The organism is Bacillus sp. FSL K6-1006, from assembly GCF_038593175.1.
GTDB classification, from domain to species: Bacteria; Bacillota; Bacilli; order Bacillales; family Bacillaceae; genus Bacillus; species Bacillus safensis.
Genome location: NZ_CP151970.1, coordinates 2,257,009 through 2,276,353 on the forward strand (window position 1 = coordinate 2,257,009; position 19,345 = coordinate 2,276,353).

Below are 19,345 nucleotides of genomic sequence, written 5' to 3' on the forward strand. Positions count from 1 at the left end.
AGAGGAGCGAATTGAAACATTCGTGAGCACCGGAGCGCAGACCTGACACCGAATGCGAGGGTTTGTCTACACGCTGAAAGCCTGCCGATAGCAGGCTTTTTTATTGATTTAAATGCTTATTCACGCTTTCTAATTTGCTTGTAAGTGTTGTGGTTTGGTCCCGTCTGTCATCGATGCGAATATTGGTCGCTACTCGGTGCAATCCCTTTTCAAAAGGGGCTTCATGAATACGCTGAATGACCTCAAATAAAACGGATAATTCGCCTTCAATTAACGTATTCATCGGTGTTAATTGATATTTGATTTTCCCTTCTTGTTGAAAGCCTTCTAAAATTCTTTGTACATCTGCTACATAAGCACTGACACTTGGTGTTTCAGTGCCTATCGGAATGATGGTGACGTCTGCTATAGCCATAATTTTTCCCCTTTCCATTAAATTCTCATGTTTTCTCGTCCTCATTGTAACCTATCCTCATTCAATCATGCCATGCTTACGTTGCGTTTACGGCAGGTTTGTCTCGTTCTATCGTCAAATCCGCTCTCTCTACCTTCCCGATCTTTGTAAACAGAAGCAGGCATATACCTGAAACAGCTTCAATGATGCCGCCGGCCGCAATGACATACCCAGATCCAAATATTGTTGCCATATAGCCGCCAAGGAGGGCGCCTAACGGAATCATTAAGTAGGAAATCATGTTGATGATCGCATACACTTGCGGCTGATCCTCTGCCTTTACTGACAATTGAATCATCGTATGTTCGGGTACGTTAACTGCACTAATTGCTGCTCCTAAAGCAAAAGCTGATATAAACACAAGAGGCAACAATGCGTTCATACCTGTGATGAAGAAGGCGATTCCATCAACGATCCCAGCGCCTATAAACAGCAATCCATACCGATTCACTTTTATCTTTGTCAAAACAAACCCCATCAAAAATGCGCCTAGTGCAGTTGTGACTTTGATGAATGAATAGACGACCGGTCCACTATGTAAGTCTTCTGTTAAATAAATAACAGACAATGCTTCCCATGGTGCCGCAGCAAAGTTTGAGCAGACACAAAAAATCGCTAATGGAAACAAAATATGGTGGCTTCTAACAAGTGAAAAACCTCGAATTAATCTTCTGCCGTAAGATAATCCTTTTTTGGCTTTATCGATGATGACGTCTGTTTGATATGAAATCATGAACACCAATAAAGCGGACAAAAGGTAAAGAGGAATGATCACAAGCATTGTATAACCTACGCCTGCAAATGCAATCATGACACCACAAATCGTGACCGTCACAAGTCTTACTACATGACTTGCTGATTGGATGGTTGCATTCGCTTTTTGTATGAGGTCCTCATGGACAAGCTTTGGAATAATCGATACAGATGCCGGTTCATAGGAGCCTCCTGTCGCCGAATGCAGCAGCATACAGCCAATGATGAGGACTAATGGTGTGAAACCATAAAAGTAACTAACCACGATTACAAGGATAATCGCTGCTCTTGTTAAATCAGCAAAGCACATCCAGAATTTCAATTGATGCGGCTTCATCATGGGCGTAATAAATGGCCCAACAATCGCTTGAGGAACAAAGCTGACCGCAATAAAAAAAGCTGTCCCTATGGCCCCTTTCCCTCCTAGTACTAAAAGCCACAAGATGGTGTTGAAAGATAAACTATCAGCCGTAATTTTGCACATTTTAGAAACAAATAAATAAGTAAAATTTCTTTTCCACAGGCTTTGCGCACTCAATAGTCGACATCTCCCTAAATCATATCCTTTTTTTTACATCCATATCTTTCACAATAGCTTACAAGGAGACCTTCGTCAATTGCTTCAACATTGTTTTTATTGACCATAAGCAATTGATTGTTTCTCAGAATATGAAAAAGCACCAGACAGGTGCTTTTAACACTTACACGCTTCCCACAAAAGCCGCTTTGTTTTTTCATAGATCGAATCAAATTGAACCATGGAAAGAGGATTTTTCCCTAGACCAAGCTCGACTGTATAGCCCTCATTATGAAATTGATAAATAAACCAATCGCGATAGCCTGCATAGCTGTCGAGATATTGGATCGGTTTGTAGCCGCTCACTTGTTCGAATCGTTTGACCGTTTCTTTTGAGATGGCTGGCTCATGGCCAAGAAACCCCCAATAGATCTCTTCTCCTTGTGTATGAAGGGCGATCAGCCGGTCAAATCGTTTTCGCAACGCAAGATTTGCCATCGCTTTCGCTTCTGGTTCTGTTAATGGCTCGCGCCCAGGATAATCCCGGTAGGACGGTGCCTTCGACTGATGACGATAGTACTCGATCTCCCAATAAGCTGGGAATTGATTGTTTAAATCCACCCCTCGAATATTTGCTTTCCATTCCCGGTAATCAGTATATCCACCGTTTAGCAGTGTGAATTCTTCACGATGAAGACCTAGTGACTCCGGTCCATTACGAACCAAATCCACTCCATCTGGATTGACCATTGGCACGATGGATAAAGCGGTGGTCTGCAGGATATGAACCGCTTCATAATGTCTTGCCTGAACCGGGTCAGACGCTGCTAAGCAAAGCGATTTCAACCATTTTAATAAAACAGACGTCGTGATCCATTCATTTGCATGAAATGAGGCATTGAGATGAATAGAATGTAAATGCTGAACAGGCTCTGTTCGGATCTCATAAATAGGTGTATCAAGCACTGAATGGCCAATGACGCTAATATGAAGAAAAGGAAATACGGCTTTCAAGCGGCTCAGCTCTTCTTCTAATCGAGCGCTATCATATTCAAATGTTCCATTAATCCAATCATCGGATTGCTGCAGTCTGTAAGGTGAAATAAATCTCTGCACATCACCTATCGAATCAAATACATGGACTCCTTCTGGAAGTCTATATCCCGGTAAAAGAAGCTCATCAGTGCTTGTTTGATTTGATAAATGAAAAGCCGCTTTTCCTATGCCAAGCTGCTTTGCCACAGCATCCCTCCCTGCTTCATCCAGCTGCCATTCAATTTTTCCAAACGACGTTGTCTTCATTTACATCCCTCCTCTCATACTATATGAGCCGGAAGGCAAAAAAAGAAAACCCCTGCTTCTAAAATAGCAGAGGTTTTTTCATCTATTAGGACGCCTTTTTCAGCTCCGTTTCACCTTCTTTTTTGGATGGTGAATGGTCCGGGCTGTTTCGATCATAAAATCTAAGGAGATCCCCGTAGATGATTTGATCAGAGAACTGAAGCTCCTGCTTCGCCTTCTCTTCATAAGACTGACACACGTTTTTATCATCTGCTGGCTCGCCTGTTTCTTTATTGTAGCAAACACCATCTGTAAAAATGCTGTCTTTCGTAATAAAGCTTCCATCACGGAGTACTGTAAAGTCATTCTTATCTTTCGATAAAAGGTCATGACCAAATTGAATTTGTTTACTTGTATCAATCCCTAGAAGATTGAGTACAGTTGGGCGGATATCGACCTGACCGCCTACCGTATCAATTTCTTTTGGATGTTGATCTGTCACCCCTGGAATGTGTACAACAAACGGGACTTTTTGAAGCTGTACTTCTTCAAATGGCGTAATCTCTTTATTTAAAAATTGTCCCATGGCTTCGTTATGGTTTTCAGAAATTCCGTAGTGATCCCCATACAAAACAAAAATGGAGTTATCGTATAACCCAGCTTCCTTCATCTTTTTAAAGAAAAGCTTAAGGGCTTCATCTTGATAACGCACTGTAGGGAAGTACTTGTTCAGCGTTTTGCTCTTTGAATCATATTCATCAATGAGCTTATCTTCTTCATCTAAATCAAAAGGGAAATGGTTCGTTAATGTAATCAATCTCGTATAGAAAGGCTGCGGGATCGATTTCATTAATTCAGCGGACTGCTCAAAGAACGGACCATCTTTCAGTCCCCAGCCAACTGAGTTTTCTTCATTCACATCAAATGATTTAATATCAAAAAACTTATCGTAGCCAAAGCTATCGTAGATAAGGTCACGGTTCCAGAAGCTTTTGTTATTCGCATGAATAACAGAAGAGTGGTAGCCCTCATCCTTTAACAGCTCAGGTGTCGCTGTAAACTCATTGCTTGGATTTGTGAAGAACACAGCCCCTCTTCCAAGTGGATAAAGAGAATTATCTACAATAAACTCTGAATCAGATGTTTTCCCTTGACCTGTTTGGTGATAGAAATTAGTAAAGTTATAGCTCTTCTTGATCAATTTGTTTAAAAACGGAGTAATTTCTTTCCCGTTTAATTTTTCATTGATCACGAAACTCTGTGTAGATTCAAGTGATACAAGAATGACATTTCGTCCTTTTGCTTGACCAAATGTCTTTTCATTACGGTCCGTTTGATTTGCGCTTACATAGTTTTCAATTTCAGTTAAGCTATTACTGTCAGCAAGAGCTCGTTGGGCGGACTGCTTCGATTGCAATACCCCATCATAAATATGGAAGTTATATAAGCTGATATTTTTCACCAGCATCTCACGGTCAAATGAGCGAGTAAGGAGTTCTGGTCGTTCTGTTTCAGCTAAACCAAGGTTAAAGAAGAATGTAGCTGCCACAAATAAGTAATAGGCCGCTCGTTCTTTTCGTGAAATTGTGACATCTGTTCTAAAGGAAGGCTGTTTTTTATAGAGCCAAATTAAAATGATGATATCAACAAACATCAGTAAATCGACTGGTTCAATTAAAGAGGTAATACTTGACCCGAGGTCACCCATATTGTTTGTTTGAAATAGGACGGGGATGGTTAGAAAATCACTATAGAATCGATAAAACACAATGTTGGCTAACAAAACGAATGTTAGGATAAAGCTTGTCACGATGATATATCGATTGCGGTTTTTTTCTTTGAAAAATAAACCGATACCGAAGATAAACAAGAGAAAGCTAAGCGGATTAATAAACAGGATAAACTCCTGCATGAAATTTTCAATTTTAATATTGAAGCTAGATTTATAGATAACATAGGTTTTGACCCACATCAGCAATGTCGCAATCAGTAAAAATGAAATCGCCTTTAATCTATTCTTTCGCATTGTAACCTCCTTATGCTAAGCGCGCACCCAGGCTCTGGATATACCCTAATTATTGGTGCTTCTAGAAAAATAACTAAAGTATATCTTATCCTGTATATGATGGAAAATCAATGTCTTTTTCCTCATGACAAACTTATGAATATGCTAAACATCCAATTTCATGCCTATCTATCGCTTTTTTTAATAAAAATGACATCATTATGACTTTTTTGTTCAAGACAGCCATTTGGTTTTTGCCATCCATGCCCCGCCGATAACACCCGCATCGTTTCCGAGGGATGCAATTACCACTTCAACATCGTCAGCGCAAGGCGGGAAAGCATGTTGTTTCACAATGCGCTCTACTTTACTGCGAAGAAGCTCACCTGCTTTTGAAACACCGCCGCCAATCACAATTTTTGTTGGGTTTAAAGCACTAGCAAGATTCGCTAGGACAAGTCCAAGATGTGTCGTCACTTCTTCTACGACACGCATTGCAAGATCATCTCCGTTTTCTGCCGCTTCAAATACATTCTTTGCCGATAGCGAAGCGAGCTTGCCAAGTGAAGATGTATGCTGCTCGGTTTCTAATTTATCCTTTGCAATCCGGACGATGCCAGTTGCAGATGCGATCGTTTCAATACAGCCTGTTCTTCCGCAGTTACACGGTGCACCTTGAAATGGAACAGCACAAATATGGCCAATTTCTCCGCCAGCTCCTGTTTCCCCTTGAACAACTTCACCGTTGACGATGATGCCGCCGCCAACCCCTGTTCCAAGTGTGACCATCAGGATATTTTTTGCGCCATCGCCTGCCCCCTTCCACATTTCACCGAGTGCAGCAATATTCGCATCATTTTCAATGACAGATGGAAGTCCCGTCTCTGCCTCTAGGTGATCTTTCAAGGGGTAGTTTGTCCAGCCCAGATTCGTTGTTTTATAGACGATGCCAGATACTTTATCTACAGGTCCAGGTGCACCCATTCCGATCCCAATAAGTGCTGATTTCGGCATACTGATCTCAACCAGTTTATGGTCAATTGATTTGGCAATATCGACTGTGATCGTCTGCCCGGATTTATCCGTAGGAATCTCCCACTTATGCTGAATTTCACCATATAGATTAATGAACGCAAGCTTAATTGTCGTACCGCCAAGATCAATACCTACAAACCAATCCCCTGTCATATGCCCTCCACCTTCACATTGTTTTTCGATTTAATTTGGCTAGCTCCATTTGAAGAATCGTCATTGCGTTTGACCATTCGGTCCGGTCAATGATGCCTGATGTATACATTTCCTTCAATTCGTCTGCCATAAATTCTAATTCTACTTCACGATCTCCGAAATACACATAATTTCCAAATCTCATGAGCAGCTGCTGTACATCATATAACGTTTTCATTGTTTCCACCATTTCTTCTCATTAACAGTTAGGATAAGCGTATTCATAAATGCGCTTTCAGTCAAGTCATTCAACGTGTTTGACTATTTTCTATATATTGTTTCAGCTTTAAAAATTGATCATTTTGAGGATCTTGTTTTAACGCTTTCGCTAATAGATCCTCTGCTTTCGCTGTCTCTCCTTTTTCTACGTATAAAAGCGATAAATGATACAGTTTATTTGGATCATCTGGATCTTTTTCAAGCGACTTTTGTAAAAATTGAATAGCCTTATCAAGTCGGCCCTGCTGCGCTTCCGATAGTGCATAGATATGAAGTGCCTCAGCTGATGCATCTTTATCGTGCACATATTCCTCTAGTCGTTCACTTGCTTCGCTGTACTTTTTCTCATCAAATAAACTCGCTGCTTCGCTTGCTGCCGCTGCTTCCTTTTGATCGTCAGAATGAAACCCTGTATACAATCCAAAACCGCCAATAAAGAGCAAAGCAGCACTCGCAAGAAGCATTTTGACAGGCTGCACCTGTTTAGGCAGACGGACTGCTAATGCGGTGAAAAAACCGCCAACCAGGCCGCCAAGATGCCCTGCGTTATCAATACCTGATACAGTGAAGCCTATTCCTAGGTTAATGAGGATAATGACAATAATATTTGTCCCCATCGTCCGAAAGAAAAGCTTTCGATTTGAGATGGCTAAATATAACAGTGCGCCTAAGCAGCCAAAGATCGCGCCAGATGCGCCGGCTGCAATTGCCGTATTAAACACAAAGCTCGCTATGGAGCCAAAAATGCCGGAAATGAAATAGATGAGCAAAAATCTTCCCGACCCATAAATTCTCTCAACAGCCGCTCCAACGGACCAAAGAGCAAAAGTATTAAAGAGTAAGTGCGTCAAGCCAATATGTAAAAACATTGGTGTCATCAAGCGCCACCATTCACCCTCTAAGATCAGCACATTATTTTTAGCACCAAATGCTGTTAAAGTTGCGGTATTGGTACTTCCGCCTGACAGCTCAAGTAAAAGAAACATCATCACTTGGACAGCGATCAGCAAGTAGGTAAAAATGGGTCTGCCATTTTGAAAGACGGCCCGTTCTCGTTCGCGCTGCTTTTCCTGATCATCAAATGCCTGAAGCACGTTCCTTTTCAGCTGCATGGCATCCTCAGCTGTGTCTTTCTTCGCTTCTTCTACATTTACTGCAAGCGATGTATTCAGCCATTTTTGCAGTTCGTTTACATCGTTTTGAAGCGTGTCTGCATTGAGTAATACAGGAGTAACTGTCACCTTATTCTCTTTTTGCGGCTGACCGTTTAGGTCTTCCCAATCATCTACTGGAACATCAGATGTAAATTGCAGCTGTAGGAGATGAAGAGATCGTTTACGCATAGCTTCTCTCAGCTGATTGATACGATATGTTTGCTCCTCGATATCTCGAACGATCTCCTGCCTGAAATTCACATCTTTTCTATATAGACGGATGAGATCATAACCTGAGTTTCGTGGTGCTTCAAAAAATATTTCATCTTCTGGGTACGGACTTTGAATCATCTCGTATCCTTTTTGTCTTAGTTCATCAACAACTCGCCAAAATAAACTATCTATGACATTCATACATTCGCGCTCCATTTTTTACATTATTATAGCAAGAATCGTTCTTATCCGCATTTCTAAACAAAAAAATCCCGGCTTTTGCGGGATTAGAATGCTTGGCGAATAAATTTCGTCCGAAAATATGGGATTTTCATCAGCCATTTAATCAAAAAGTGTCGGACTTGATTTTGCCCTAAAACCAAATTCATGAGCCGATAACGATTTTGCACGAGAACGAATGCAAACAGTGTGAACACAATGCTCCAAATCATTTTATTCATCATATTCCCTCCTATGTTCGTATCGTGGCTTAAATAGGATTTGTTTATGCATGAACCATCGTTTTTATCGCTTAAAAGGTCCCTTTCATAAGCAGGCCTTCACAATCTAATCCCTTGCTCTTTTGATTGAATATAATAGACCTCTCCGCACTCTGATTGATCATAAGAAACGTCAAATTGATGAAGGTCGATTAAATCCATGAAAGTATGAGGCAGCTTACAATTCTGCTCTAACTCCTCCACCTTGTGCGGAAAGCAACTGTCGTATGGATTTGGTGTATAAACATATACAGCGTCTAAACCAGGGTCATGTTCGTGAATACAAATCCAAGTTTGGTATGGCTTTTCAAAGCCTTCTAGCTGTTTTAGCAGCCTATAATATAAAGCGATATGAGCTTTGATATGCTCTCTTCTTATTTTTAAGCTATTTCCCCCGACTCCAAAAAAATCAAGGTGCGTATGCCAAAAATAAAACCATAGATCACGATCAAGTTTTAAGTCACAAGTATTCACTTCCTCCCACATATGACGGAAGTATCTTTTCTTTCCACGAAATTTTTTCAAAACATATCCCCCGTCAGCTAAAATGCCTTTTTATGAAGAATGTTGATTGCTATCTTTCTTGTGACTTTTGATCACAAACAAGACCTTCGCTCAACACAAAAAGCCCGTTCTTACGTATAAGCAGCGGACTTTTATTTTGGATATATGGTACCTTTCTCACTGACCATGATTGAGACCGGGATGTCGTGCGTTTCAGCCGGAATATGCTCAGTTTGCTGTACTGTCAAGCAAAGGGCAAGCGTTTCGCCGTGATAGTCAGCTAAGTAGCGGTCATAATAGCCGCCCCCATATCCGATACGGTAGCCTTGTCGATCGAAGCACACACCAGGCACAATGATCAAATCGATTGATTCTTTAGATGCAGCAGCCGACGCCAGAGGGTCTGGCTCTATTAACCCAAAGTAGCGGGATATCATTTTCGTTTCCGGTGTATATTCATAAAACGTCATCTCTTTTGTTTCCGGAAAACAGGTGGGTACACATACTGTTTTCCCCTCCTGCCATGCTTTTTCAATTAGAGGCATTGTCGGTACCTCTTTTCCTCTAGACATGGTGAGTGCAATCGTATCCGCTTGTTTCCATGCTGACAGTTGAAACAAGCGCTCATGAAGTAAAGCAGTGCTTCGCTTGAATTCCTCGGCACTCATCTGGTCCAGCTTGGCTAATGTTTGAAGACGAAGCTCTTTTTTCACACAGATCATCTCCCATCATAAAAAAACAGCAGGAAAATTCCCTGCTGCTTACTTTGTTTCACGATGTAAAGTTTGTTTTTTATCACGTGAGCAATACTTTTTGAATTCAACGCGATCTGGATTGTTTCGCTTATTCTTTTTAGTAATATAGTTACGCTCACCGCATTCAGTGCAAGCTAGAGTAATATTTACGCGCATGTTTTTCCCTCCAAACTAAAATCAATTCACATTCAGACCTAACTATAATACCACTTCTAGCTTAGGAATGCTAGAATGTTTTTTCACCAATTTGAATTTCAGTGCAATCCATCCACGTTCTGATCCATATCACACGGTCATTTCATGAAAAATGGCCTGCTCCCCTATAAAACCTCAATCTTTGTCGTACTGTATACATGAGGAACCCTCTTTTATTTTGACAGCGAGCAAGATTTTCATACTCGTTTTTCATATAAAAAGAAAAAAGATGAAAAAAAGGTGATTTTTTCAGCAATTCCTTTTGAAACTAGCTTTTTTATGGTATAAAAAAGAAGGGTCGAAAACTGTCTGAAACAATCATGAAAGCCTTTTATGGCTTTCAGCATTAAAATATGAATAAAAGGTGATGAAACATGGAAATTGCAATTATCGGATTGCTTGTTGTCAGTATCGTACTGATCGCATTCTCATATTTTCAAAGAGAGCCGATTAAAGAAGTCGAGCAGGAACTTGAAACACTTCAACTATCTGCAATGCAAGAAATCTATAAACTGAAAAAGAAAATGAAGGTTCTTGAAGAAGAATTGCTTGAAACAAACATTGTCGTCCGCAAACATTCAGAAATTGATCCATCTATCGCAAGACAAATCATTTCAAAGCATCAAAATGGCATGTCTCCTGAGGCCATTGCGCGCGCTGAGCATGTATCTGTAGATGAAGTCAACATGATCATTAAAGACAACGAGAAGGTGCTTGTATGACGAAAAAAAGCATCCAAACGTTTGCGGCAGGTATGATTCTTGCAACTGGTGTTCTGGCGATCGTTTTTTTCCTCACTGGAAAAGATGAAGCTGCGGCTGATACAACCACAAAAGAAACACTCGCAGCGAAAGTAACAGACACTGATGTGAAAAACTATTTAGACTCTAAAAAAGAAGTCTCCGTCAGCCGTGAAACATATCAGCAGCTTCTTGATTATAAAGAAAAAGCACTGAAGGCAAATGAAGACGGCGATTCTAAAAATGATAAAGAAACATTAGACAAGCCTAAAGGCAAATCGGTCAAATTTGTTATTAAAAACGGGATGAGCACAAGTGATGTTTCAGACATGCTTGAAAAGGACGGAATTATCAACTCGTCTAAAGATTTTAATGATTACGTGATTGACGCCGGCTACCATAAAGAAATTCGTGCAGGCAAGTTCAATTTAAAAACAGGGATGACGTTTAAACAAATCGTCAAAGCCTTAACAAAATAATAACAAAAACCCCCTGGCGGCGCTGACCTCCAGGGGGTTTTTGTTATCCAAATCGACCAGATATATAATCATTTGTTCTTTGATCATTTGGCTCAGAGAACATCACATTCGTATCATTGACCTCAACAAGCTCTCCCATTAAAAAGAAGGCTGTTCTATCTGATACCCTCGCCGCTTGCTGCATGTTATGCGTCACAATGGCAATCGTGTATTTCTCTTTTAATTTCATAATCAATTCTTCAATCTTTAATGTTGAGACAGGATCAAGCGCTGATGTTGGTTCATCCATTAGTAAAATGTCTGGGCTTGTGGCAATAGCTCTTGCGATACAAAGACGCTGCTGCTGACCGCCGGAAAGACCTAATGCAGGCGCACTTAAACGATCTTTCACTTCATCCCAAAGGGCAACATCACGAAGCGCTTTTTCAGCGATTTCTTTCAATTGCTGCTTGCTCTTCACGCCATGAATTCTTGGTCCGTAGACGACATTATCAAAGATTGACTGAGGGAATGGGTTCCCTTTTTGAAAGACCATCCCGACGTTTTTACGCAGTTCCACTAGATCAACGCGGCCTTTTAAAATATTGTCGCCGTTATACATCATATCTCCAGTGATTTTCACACCTGGCACTGTTTTGACCATAAGATTTAAGGTCTTGATAAACGTTGACTTCCCGCAGCCGGACGGACCGATAATTGCTGTGACTTCATGCTCTCTAATGTCTAAATCAATATGCTTCAGTGCGTGATGCTGTCCGTACCAAAGGTTCATATCATTCACACGAAACACTTCTTTTTTGGCTGTTTCAGTAGCTATTGCATTCATCAAAATCCACCCGCCTTATCCAAATCGACCATTGATATAGTCTTCTGTTTTTTGCTGCGCAGGACGTGTAAAGATACGTTCAGTGGCATCATATTCTACTAGATCACCGTTCAGGAAAAAGGCTGTATGATCAGATACACGTAACGCTTGCTGCATGTTGTGTGTCACAATGACGATCGAATAATCATTTTTCAACTCTGATAATAACTCTTCAATTTTTGCATTTGAAATCGGGTCTAGGGCAGATGCGGGTTCATCTAATAAAAGAACGCTGGGCTTCATCGCAAGTGTACGCGCAATACAAAGGCGCTGCTGCTGACCACCGGATAATGACAAAGCCGAGCGGTGCAGACGATCTTTGACCTCATCCCAAAGCGCTGCTTTTGTTAAGCTTTCCTCTACCGCATCATCAAGCACTGATTTTCTTTTTTCCCCCGCATACTTTAACGCATGGGTAATGTTATTGTAGATCGATTTAGGAAATGGGTTTGGTTTTTGGAAAACCATGCCGATTTCTCTTCGTAAATTCACCACATTAATGCGGTCATCCAAAATATTGAGCCCTTCGTACATGATCGCCCCTTCACTTCTCGCACCTGGGATCAAGTCGTTCATGCGGTTAATGCTGCGTAAAAAGGTTGATTTCCCGCAGCCAGATGGGCCGATTAATGCGGTAATTGCGTTCTTCTCAATTTCAAATGAAATGTGATTGACTGCTCTTTTTTCACCATAATAAATGCTTAAATCCTGCACCTGTAAAATCTGTTCCGCTTGAAGTGGAGCCTTTTTTGCTGCAATCTCTTTTTTTTCTGCTAGCATTTGAACCATATCCCCTTCACACCTCTCTCACATTATTTTGACGTAAGCTTTTTATGAATAAATGAACCAAGCCATCTAGCTGCTAAGTTGAATACTAAAACTGAAAGCACAAGTACGGCTGATGCACCATTTGCAATGGCCTCTGCATCTGGAATGATTCCTTGTGTATTGACGTTCCATATATGAACGGCTAATGTTTCTGCCGGTCTAAAAATATTCAGCGGTGACGTATCAGAAAATGGACTCCAGTTTGTAAAATCAAGACGCGGTGTGGTGAGGCCTGCTGTGAAAAGAAGCGCTGCTGCCTCCCCGAAGACTCTTCCTGATGCTAAAATCGCACCGGTAATAATAGAAGGAATCGCACCTGGAATCAGGACCGTCTTCACTGTATGCCATTTCGTCACACCAAGCGCTAGTGATGCTTCCTTTTGATCCTTCGGTACAGAGCGAAGCGCGTCTTCTGTCACCCTCACCATCACTGGCAGGTTAAACACCGTGAGCGCAAGAGCTCCTCCGATGATCGTATAGCCCCAGCCTGTTAAATTGACAAACATGAGTAAACCAAACATACCAATGACAATAGAAGGAAGTGAAGACAGCACTTCAATACATGTGCGAATAAAATCAGTGACTTTGTTTTGAGGCGCATATTCAGCCATGTACACTCCGCCGCCGACACCAAGTGGTACTGTGATCAGCATTGTAATAAACAAAATGTAAAACGAGTTAAACAGCTGATCCCTAATACCGCCGCCAGAGCCAATTGCACTTGAACGGGTTGTCAAAAAGTCAAAGTTTAATTCTTTTGCACCGTTGAAAATGATATAAGAAAACAAACCAACTAGGATCGCCGTAATAATGGCAGCACATAATCCAAAAACAAACGTGGCAAAACGATCGGTCATTTTGCTATTCATTAAATCTTCCTCCTAGACGACAAGTATCTGATAATGAGAATGAACATAAACGATACAACTAGAAGGACAAGCCCCATGGACCAAAGTGTATTGTTTTCAACACTTCCATACGTTGTGTGACCCATGTTTAACGTAATAATGGTTGTTAATGTACCAGCTGTATCCATAATGCTCTCTGGTAAATTACGCGTATTTCCAATGACCATCTGAACGGCAAGGGCTTCTCCAAATGCTCTTGCCATCCCAAGAACGACTGCTGTCATTAATGTTGGAAGAGCTGCTGGTACAAGTACACGTCTAATCGTTTGCCATCTTGTAGCGCCAAGTGCATACGATCCCTCACGTAAGCTTTTTGGAAGGGAAGCCATAGCATCAGTTGCAATGGATGTAACGGTTGGCAGAATCATAATAGACAGGACAATCGTTCCTGCTAACACGCTATGCCCTGAGCCGCTTGACTTGAAATGTCCGATAAACGGCACCAATACTGTAAGACCTATGAATCCGTAAACAACGGATGGAATCCCTACAAGCAATTCAATGACTGGCTGAAGAATTTTCCGGCCCCATGCAGGTGCAATTTCTGTCATAAAGATCGCTCCTGCGATGCCTAGCGGCGCTGCAATAAGTGCCGATAGAAGCGTGACGGCGATCGATCCAAAGATAAAAGGAAATGCGCCGTACTCCGGGGTTTCTGCTGTTGGGTTCCAATTGATACTGGTTAAGAACTCAATTGGGCTTACACCATTTACGATGAAAGATTGTAAACCCTTAATGCCAAGGAAGATGGTGATGGCGATGGATACTGCAATCATTAAGAATGCGCAGAATTTCACCAAAATACTTCCTCTTACTTCATCCATTTGCCTATTTTTCTTCGAGCTGATCAGCCGATCGCTCGCTTCTGTATGTTCTATCTGCTTCATCTTTTTCTACACTCCTATGAATGTCATAAAAGGAAAAGTGAAATGCTCCACTTTTCCTTCATCAGCAATTCAAGACCTCTTACTTATCTGATTGTTTGCCTGTTGCGTCTCTTTCTACTTTCATATTAGAGACTGAGATGTAGCCTTGGTCTTTGACGATTTCTTTTTGTACTTCGTCACTCATAAGGTAATCTAAGAATTGTTTTGTTAGACCTTCCGGCTCACCTTTTGTATAAGAGTGCTCGTATGCCCAAATTGTATATTTACCGCTTTCTACATTGCTTTCTTCTGGTTTCACACCATCAATGCTAAGCGGTGTAATTTTGTCATCTGTTAAATAAGAGAATGCTAGGTATCCAATCGCACCTGGTGTTTCTGCAATCAGCTTTTTCACTGTGTTTGAAGAATCTTCTGTGATTCCTTCTGCAGGTGTTGCACCATCAAGTGCATATTTCACAAATGTTGCACGAGTTCCTGAAGAATCAGGTCTGTTGACAAGCGTGATTTTTTGGTCTTTCCCGCCAAGCTCTTTCCAGTTTTTGATTTTACCAGTGAAGATTTTTTTCAATTCGTCCTTTGTGATGTCTTTGACACCCACTTCAGGGTTTACAGCTGCGGCCATTCCAACAACTGCTACTTTGTGGTCTTTTAAAGCTTTTGCGTCGATTCCGTCTTTCTCTTCAGCGAATACATCTGAGTTCCCAATTTGTACAGATCCTTCTGAAACTTGAGAAAGTCCTGTTCCTGAACCGCCGGCTTGTACTTGAATATCGGCTTTTGGATGTTTATCCATGAATTTTTCTGCTGCCGCAAGAACTAAAGGCTGCATCGCAGATGATCCTGAGATGGTAATGGAACCTGATGCCTCATCTTTGTTTGAAGCATTTCCTTTACTGTCTTTTGAATCTCCGCTTGAGCTGCTGTTTCCGCATGCTGTGACGAATGCTAACAATGCGATAGTAAGGAAAGTAAGCAGCCATAATTTGTTCTTTTTCATTTCAAGAATACCCCCTGAATAATTTGTCCTACGAGTAATACATTAAAGGTTCTTTATTAATTTCGTTTAAATGGAATGTTAAGGTTTTGTAAATGTCGAAGTTTTGTAGAGAAATTGCGGCGTTTTTTATGAATTTTGTCAATTTATATCGAAATTTTTGAAGAAAACGTAAAAAAACGCCCACAAAAAGTGAGCGTTTTTACCTATGAAAGGTCTAGTTATTTGTTTCTGCTTCATTTTCAATTTTGTTTTTGTTTTTCGCCTGTGTATCATTGCTTTCCTGTTTTGATTTCAGTTCAAAGTACTTATCTAATACTTGTTCACCAATATCATTTGTAATTGGATAGCGCTGGTTGTAGTCTTGATACACCCATGGCACGACAACGGAAATGGCTACTTCTGGATTATCAGCAGGCGCATACGCAACAAGAGTTGTGTTATACGTCGGTGTACCGCGCTTGCTTTTAATTGGACCGTCATAGAATGATTGAGCGGTTCCTGTTTTGCCAGCTGGATTATACTTTTTGTTGCCAAAGTTTGAATAGGCTGTCCCTCTTGGGTTCTGCATCACAAGCTTGAAGCCTTGCTGGACACGCTTGATTTCATCACTTGTCATGTCTAGCTTATTCAATACATCCGGTTTGACGGATTCCGTCACAGCTCCAATGCCTCGCTGCGGATCTGGCTCTCTCACTTCTTTGACAAGCTGCGGACGTAAACGGTACCCGCCGTTTGCAATGGTTGAAACGTATTGCGCCATTTGCAGCGGTGTAAACGTATCATACTGTCCAATCGCATAGTCAAGTAAGAGCCCCGATTGTGTAGACGTTCCTCTGTAGCCCGTTGCTTCGTTTGGCAGGTCAATACCTGTTTTGACGCCAAGACCAAATTTACTGAAATTGTAGCGGAACGTATCAAATGCTTTCGGATCAATTGGGAGCGCCTGATTCTTACGATATTCGCTTTTCCCAATGGCGATTGCGGTTTTGAACATATATACGTTTGATGAACGCTCTAGTGCTGTTAAATCATTAATGAGTCCCATATTTTGATAGGATTTCTTTGGCGGCGACTGGGCGATATAGAGAGGTTCATCGTATTGGGTACTTCCAATATGAATAGCACCTGTTTTATATCCAGTCAGTACCGTTGCCCCTTTTACGGCTGATCCCATCGCATATGAGGATGTCATTGTTCCTAATGCGTAGTCATCGAATTTGTATTTTCCGTTTTTGTTTGAAATCTGCTTACCCGCAACAGAGAGAACCTCTCCATTTCTCGGGTCCATCATGACAACAAATGCGCGGTCAAGAAGCTCAGTTCCCCCTCTTTGTTTCGCACTTCTCAAGTTCTTTTCAATAATTTTTTCAACCGCTTTTTGCAGCTGAATATCAATTGTAAGCACAAGGTCTTTCCCGCTCTTACCTTCTGTTAACACTTTAGAGCTTGTGACATTGCCCTGTTTATCAGTTGTACTCTGTTCTTTTTCCTTTTGGCCCTGCAGGACATCTTCATATTGATATTCGAGATAGCTTTTTCCTACACGGTCATTTCGGCTGTAGCCGAGTGATAGATAATGCTCAAGAAGTGACTGCGGAAGACCTTCATCACTCGAAGACACACTGCCGAGCATACTGCGGAGCAGTCCTTTATACGGGTAGCTGCGTGACCAGTCTGTCGTCACATCAACACCTGGCAGCTCGTCCAAATGCTCAGAGACGTAAGCAATTTCGCTTGGCTTTACATCTTCATTTTTAATAAATTGAGGCGTAAGTGCATAGCCTCCATCCATCTGCCTTTTAATGGCAAGCACTTGTAAATCTTTTTTCGTCAGTTGATTTAATTCCTTGTCTGTGATGCGTTTTAGCTGAAGCTCATATAGTTTATCATCAGAGACCTTATCGTCACCCTTTAATTCTGATTCTTTTTGAACAAGCTTTTTCGCTTCATTCGGATGCGTTAAGATCCAGAAATCTTTTTTGTCACGATCTGTGATTTTTTTCGTACTCACATGGATCATATCCGCTAATTTTGATGCCACTTTGAGCCGCTCTTCTTGTGAAGTCGTCGAGGTTCTCGTATATGTAATGGCATTCAGCGCTTTATTGCTGACAATCGTATTGTAGTTTCGATCATAAATTTTTCCGCGCGGAGCAGATGAGCTGACATTCACATCCTCTTGTTTTTCTGCCTGCTTTTTATAATCTTCTCCATTGACAATTTGCACAAACCCGAGTCTAACGACAACGCCGGTAAAAATAATAAAGGCAGCTAAAAATAATAAATTCAGCCGGATCGGAAGTGTTTTGCGCCCTTCCTTCGCGTCTTTTTTGTTTTTCTTGTTTCTCATCACATCACCTTTTCTATCAAGAAAGAAATGGCACCCCTTTTTGTGTATAAAAGGTGCCACCATCATTTTAGCGGTTTTTCTATCATTTATCTAGAAATTTGATGTTCCATTGGTAAGAAATTTTACCTTTCTCCCTTAATAAGGTTCGTTTGAGAAACTGGCTTTTGACCGTCAGCCTCTTTCATATCAGCTGTTTTTTCTTTCAAATGAATATCTTTTACAAAGTAATAAATGAGGGTGTGCCCCGCTCCGAGCACAACAAGTGATGCAGGGATTCCGAGCTCATCACCTAGTAAGGTGACAGACAGCAGGAACAAAACAATCGAACAAATACGGCCGGCATTTAAAAATAGCTCTCTGACCACAATATATTCAATTCGGGCCTTTCTGGCATACCTTGCATGGCCGATAACATCATATGTTAAGGATACATAAGGAACAAGCAGGAGCGGATATCCTATTGCAATGGCTACCGCATACATCAGAAGTGATACATAGGACAAGTGGAAAACGATTAAAAACAAGGCGCCGTATAAAATCAGCCCGCCAAGCATGATGGCCTTCTTCCGCCACTTTTTCTTAATCAAACGTGTAGCGAAGAAATAAGTAAAAAAGGCAACACCTGAATTCACTAAACCAAACGTCCCGAGAGCAAGCTCACTGTTTGTTGCAATAAACACGAAGACACTGATTAAGAAGACAAAGACCCCTTCACGAAGCCCTTGAAAAAAGTGAGCTGTTGTAATCCTACGCCAATTCTCATCTGCATGACGTTCTTTCCAAATTTGTTTGATCATAAATTTGCCTTTTGACTGCCTTCTTTTGAGGAAAAAGCTCATCACAACCGCTAGTGAAAACAAAAAGAGCGATAATGTGAAAATGACGGTGTAGCCTGTATCATCCGTTAACTGAGAAATGACAATCCCCGCAATGAGCGGACCGATCATGCCGGCAGTTGAGGAAAGCACCCCAAGAAATCCATTAAAGAAATCTCTTGTTTCAGGCTCAGTGATCTCAAAGGTGAGTACGTTAAAAGCAAGCCAGTAAAAACCATAGCCGATCCCAAGGACACTTCCCAATAAAACTAGCCGTGCGGCCGCTTGTTCTCCTGCCATTAAGACAATTAAATAAAAAGCGGCTAAAAAGATGACACCGAAACGAAGGACAAACGCCCGGTCTATTTTTTTTGCGAGCCGGCCAGCGAATAAAAAAGTAATGGGCTGAAGCACAACAATGGCCAAATTATAAATCGCAAGATCTGTGAATTTCCCAGACTGTTTCCATAAGTACACATTTACAAACGTATTCGAAAGCGCAATGGCAAGTGCGTATAACCCGCCAATCGTGAGGAGGAGCAATAAATCTTTTGTAACATCCATGTCCCCGAACATTTTCTTTAATCTGCTCATACCATTCATTCTCCTTTTCTACACAATAGTCTGTCTCATCAAAAGGCAGATATGTAAAAAAAGGAGGGAAAATATAAAAAGACCTGCTTCTCTAAAGAGCAGGTC

The 19,345-nt window shown here is 41.2% G+C and carries 20 protein-coding genes; 2 read left to right on the forward strand and 18 right to left on the reverse strand.

The window, feature by feature from the left end; all coding sequences use genetic code 11:
* Positions 1–100 precede the first annotated feature (100 nt).
* The 11 genes from NSS65_RS11660 to rpmG all read right to left on the reverse strand — a co-directional run bounded on the left by NSS65_RS11660 (position 101) and on the right by rpmG (position 9,738).
* Positions 101–415: an MTH1187 family thiamine-binding protein gene (locus NSS65_RS11660; protein ID WP_024427984.1), complete on the reverse strand. Its 315-nt coding sequence runs from the start codon at positions 413–415 to the stop codon at positions 101–103.
* Between the two features lie 76 nt (positions 416–491).
* Positions 492–1,745: an MFS transporter gene (locus NSS65_RS11665; protein WP_326134814.1), complete on the reverse strand. Its 1,254-nt coding sequence runs from the start codon at positions 1,743–1,745 to the stop codon at positions 492–494.
* A gap of 156 nt (positions 1,746–1,901) precedes the next feature.
* The gene (locus NSS65_RS11670; RefSeq protein ID WP_342467267.1) at positions 1,902–3,026 is read right to left on the reverse strand and encodes a M14 family zinc carboxypeptidase; all 1,125 of its coding nucleotides are present in this window, start codon (positions 3,024–3,026) and stop codon (positions 1,902–1,904) included.
* An 85-nt stretch (positions 3,027–3,111) separates the two neighbouring features.
* Positions 3,112–5,031 (reverse strand): LTA synthase family protein, encoded by a 1,920-nt coding sequence (locus tag NSS65_RS11675; RefSeq protein WP_046311768.1) that lies wholly within the window; start codon positions 5,029–5,031, stop codon positions 3,112–3,114.
* A gap of 213 nt (positions 5,032–5,244) precedes the next feature.
* Positions 5,245–6,198 carry an ROK family glucokinase gene (locus NSS65_RS11680; protein WP_025092968.1) on the reverse strand — a complete coding sequence of 318 codons (954 nt, stop codon included), beginning with the start codon at positions 6,196–6,198 and terminating at the stop codon, positions 5,245–5,247.
* A 13-nt stretch (positions 6,199–6,211) separates the two neighbouring features.
* Complete coding sequence (locus NSS65_RS11685) at positions 6,212–6,415, reverse strand: YqgQ family protein (protein ID WP_008342322.1); 204 nt, start codon at positions 6,413–6,415, stop codon at positions 6,212–6,214.
* A gap of 70 nt (positions 6,416–6,485) precedes the next feature.
* Positions 6,486–8,024 carry a rhomboid family intramembrane serine protease gene (locus NSS65_RS11690; RefSeq protein WP_326134816.1) on the reverse strand — a complete coding sequence of 513 codons (1,539 nt, stop codon included), beginning with the start codon at positions 8,022–8,024 and terminating at the stop codon, positions 6,486–6,488.
* Positions 8,025–8,110: 86 nt separating this feature from the next.
* Positions 8,111–8,284: a hypothetical protein gene (locus NSS65_RS11695; protein ID WP_162176177.1), complete on the reverse strand. Its 174-nt coding sequence runs from the start codon at positions 8,282–8,284 to the stop codon at positions 8,111–8,113.
* A 99-nt stretch (positions 8,285–8,383) separates the two neighbouring features.
* Positions 8,384–8,848 (reverse strand): hypothetical protein, encoded by a 465-nt coding sequence (locus NSS65_RS11700; RefSeq protein WP_326134817.1) that lies wholly within the window; start codon positions 8,846–8,848, stop codon positions 8,384–8,386.
* 131 nt (positions 8,849–8,979) lie between these two features.
* Positions 8,980–9,540, reverse strand: a complete 561-nt coding sequence (locus NSS65_RS11705; RefSeq protein ID WP_061109354.1) for a 5-formyltetrahydrofolate cyclo-ligase — start codon at positions 9,538–9,540, stop codon at positions 8,980–8,982.
* A gap of 48 nt (positions 9,541–9,588) precedes the next feature.
* Positions 9,589–9,738, reverse strand: a complete 150-nt coding sequence (gene rpmG, locus NSS65_RS11710) for a 50S ribosomal protein L33 (RefSeq protein WP_008360061.1) — start codon at positions 9,736–9,738, stop codon at positions 9,589–9,591.
* Between the two features lie 413 nt (positions 9,739–10,151).
* On the opposite strand from rpmG, the gene NSS65_RS11715 reads away from it, so the two are divergent.
* The gene (locus tag NSS65_RS11715) at positions 10,152–10,499 is read left to right on the forward strand and encodes a hypothetical protein (RefSeq protein WP_024422989.1); all 348 of its coding nucleotides are present in this window, start codon (positions 10,152–10,154) and stop codon (positions 10,497–10,499) included.
* The gene (locus NSS65_RS11720; RefSeq protein ID WP_070326496.1) at positions 10,496–10,996 is read left to right on the forward strand and encodes an endolytic transglycosylase MltG; all 501 of its coding nucleotides are present in this window, start codon (positions 10,496–10,498) and stop codon (positions 10,994–10,996) included. The genes NSS65_RS11715 and NSS65_RS11720 overlap by 4 nt, the downstream gene beginning before the upstream one ends.
* A gap of 43 nt (positions 10,997–11,039) precedes the next feature.
* Here the strand turns inward: NSS65_RS11720 and pstB (NSS65_RS11725) are convergent, their stop codons facing one another.
* The 7 genes from pstB (NSS65_RS11725) to NSS65_RS11755 form a co-directional block, all read right to left on the reverse strand.
* A complete protein-coding gene (pstB, locus tag NSS65_RS11725; protein WP_034280173.1) occupies positions 11,040–11,822 on the reverse strand; it encodes a phosphate ABC transporter ATP-binding protein PstB in 783 nt (260 codons plus the stop codon).
* Positions 11,823–11,837: 15 nt separating this feature from the next.
* A complete protein-coding gene (gene pstB / locus NSS65_RS11730; protein ID WP_170825867.1) occupies positions 11,838–12,641 on the reverse strand; it encodes a phosphate ABC transporter ATP-binding protein PstB in 804 nt (267 codons plus the stop codon).
* Positions 12,642–12,673: 32 nt separating this feature from the next.
* Positions 12,674–13,558, reverse strand: coding sequence for a phosphate ABC transporter permease PstA (gene pstA, locus NSS65_RS11735; RefSeq protein ID WP_025092964.1), 885 nt, complete (start codon positions 13,556–13,558; stop codon positions 12,674–12,676).
* Positions 13,558–14,484, reverse strand: coding sequence for a phosphate ABC transporter permease subunit PstC (pstC, locus tag NSS65_RS11740; protein ID WP_326134818.1), 927 nt, complete (start codon positions 14,482–14,484; stop codon positions 13,558–13,560). The genes pstA and pstC overlap by 1 nt, the downstream gene beginning before the upstream one ends.
* 79 nt (positions 14,485–14,563) lie before the next feature.
* Entirely contained in the window at positions 14,564–15,481 is a 918-nt protein-coding gene (locus NSS65_RS11745) for a phosphate ABC transporter substrate-binding protein (protein ID WP_046311780.1), read from the reverse strand.
* Between the two features lie 214 nt (positions 15,482–15,695).
* Positions 15,696–17,831, reverse strand: a complete 2,136-nt coding sequence (locus NSS65_RS11750; protein WP_024427976.1) for a penicillin-binding protein 2 — start codon at positions 17,829–17,831, stop codon at positions 15,696–15,698.
* A 122-nt stretch (positions 17,832–17,953) separates the two neighbouring features.
* The gene (locus tag NSS65_RS11755; protein ID WP_034280166.1) at positions 17,954–19,240 is read right to left on the reverse strand and encodes an MFS transporter; all 1,287 of its coding nucleotides are present in this window, start codon (positions 19,238–19,240) and stop codon (positions 17,954–17,956) included.
* Positions 19,241–19,345: the final 105 nt, after the last annotated feature.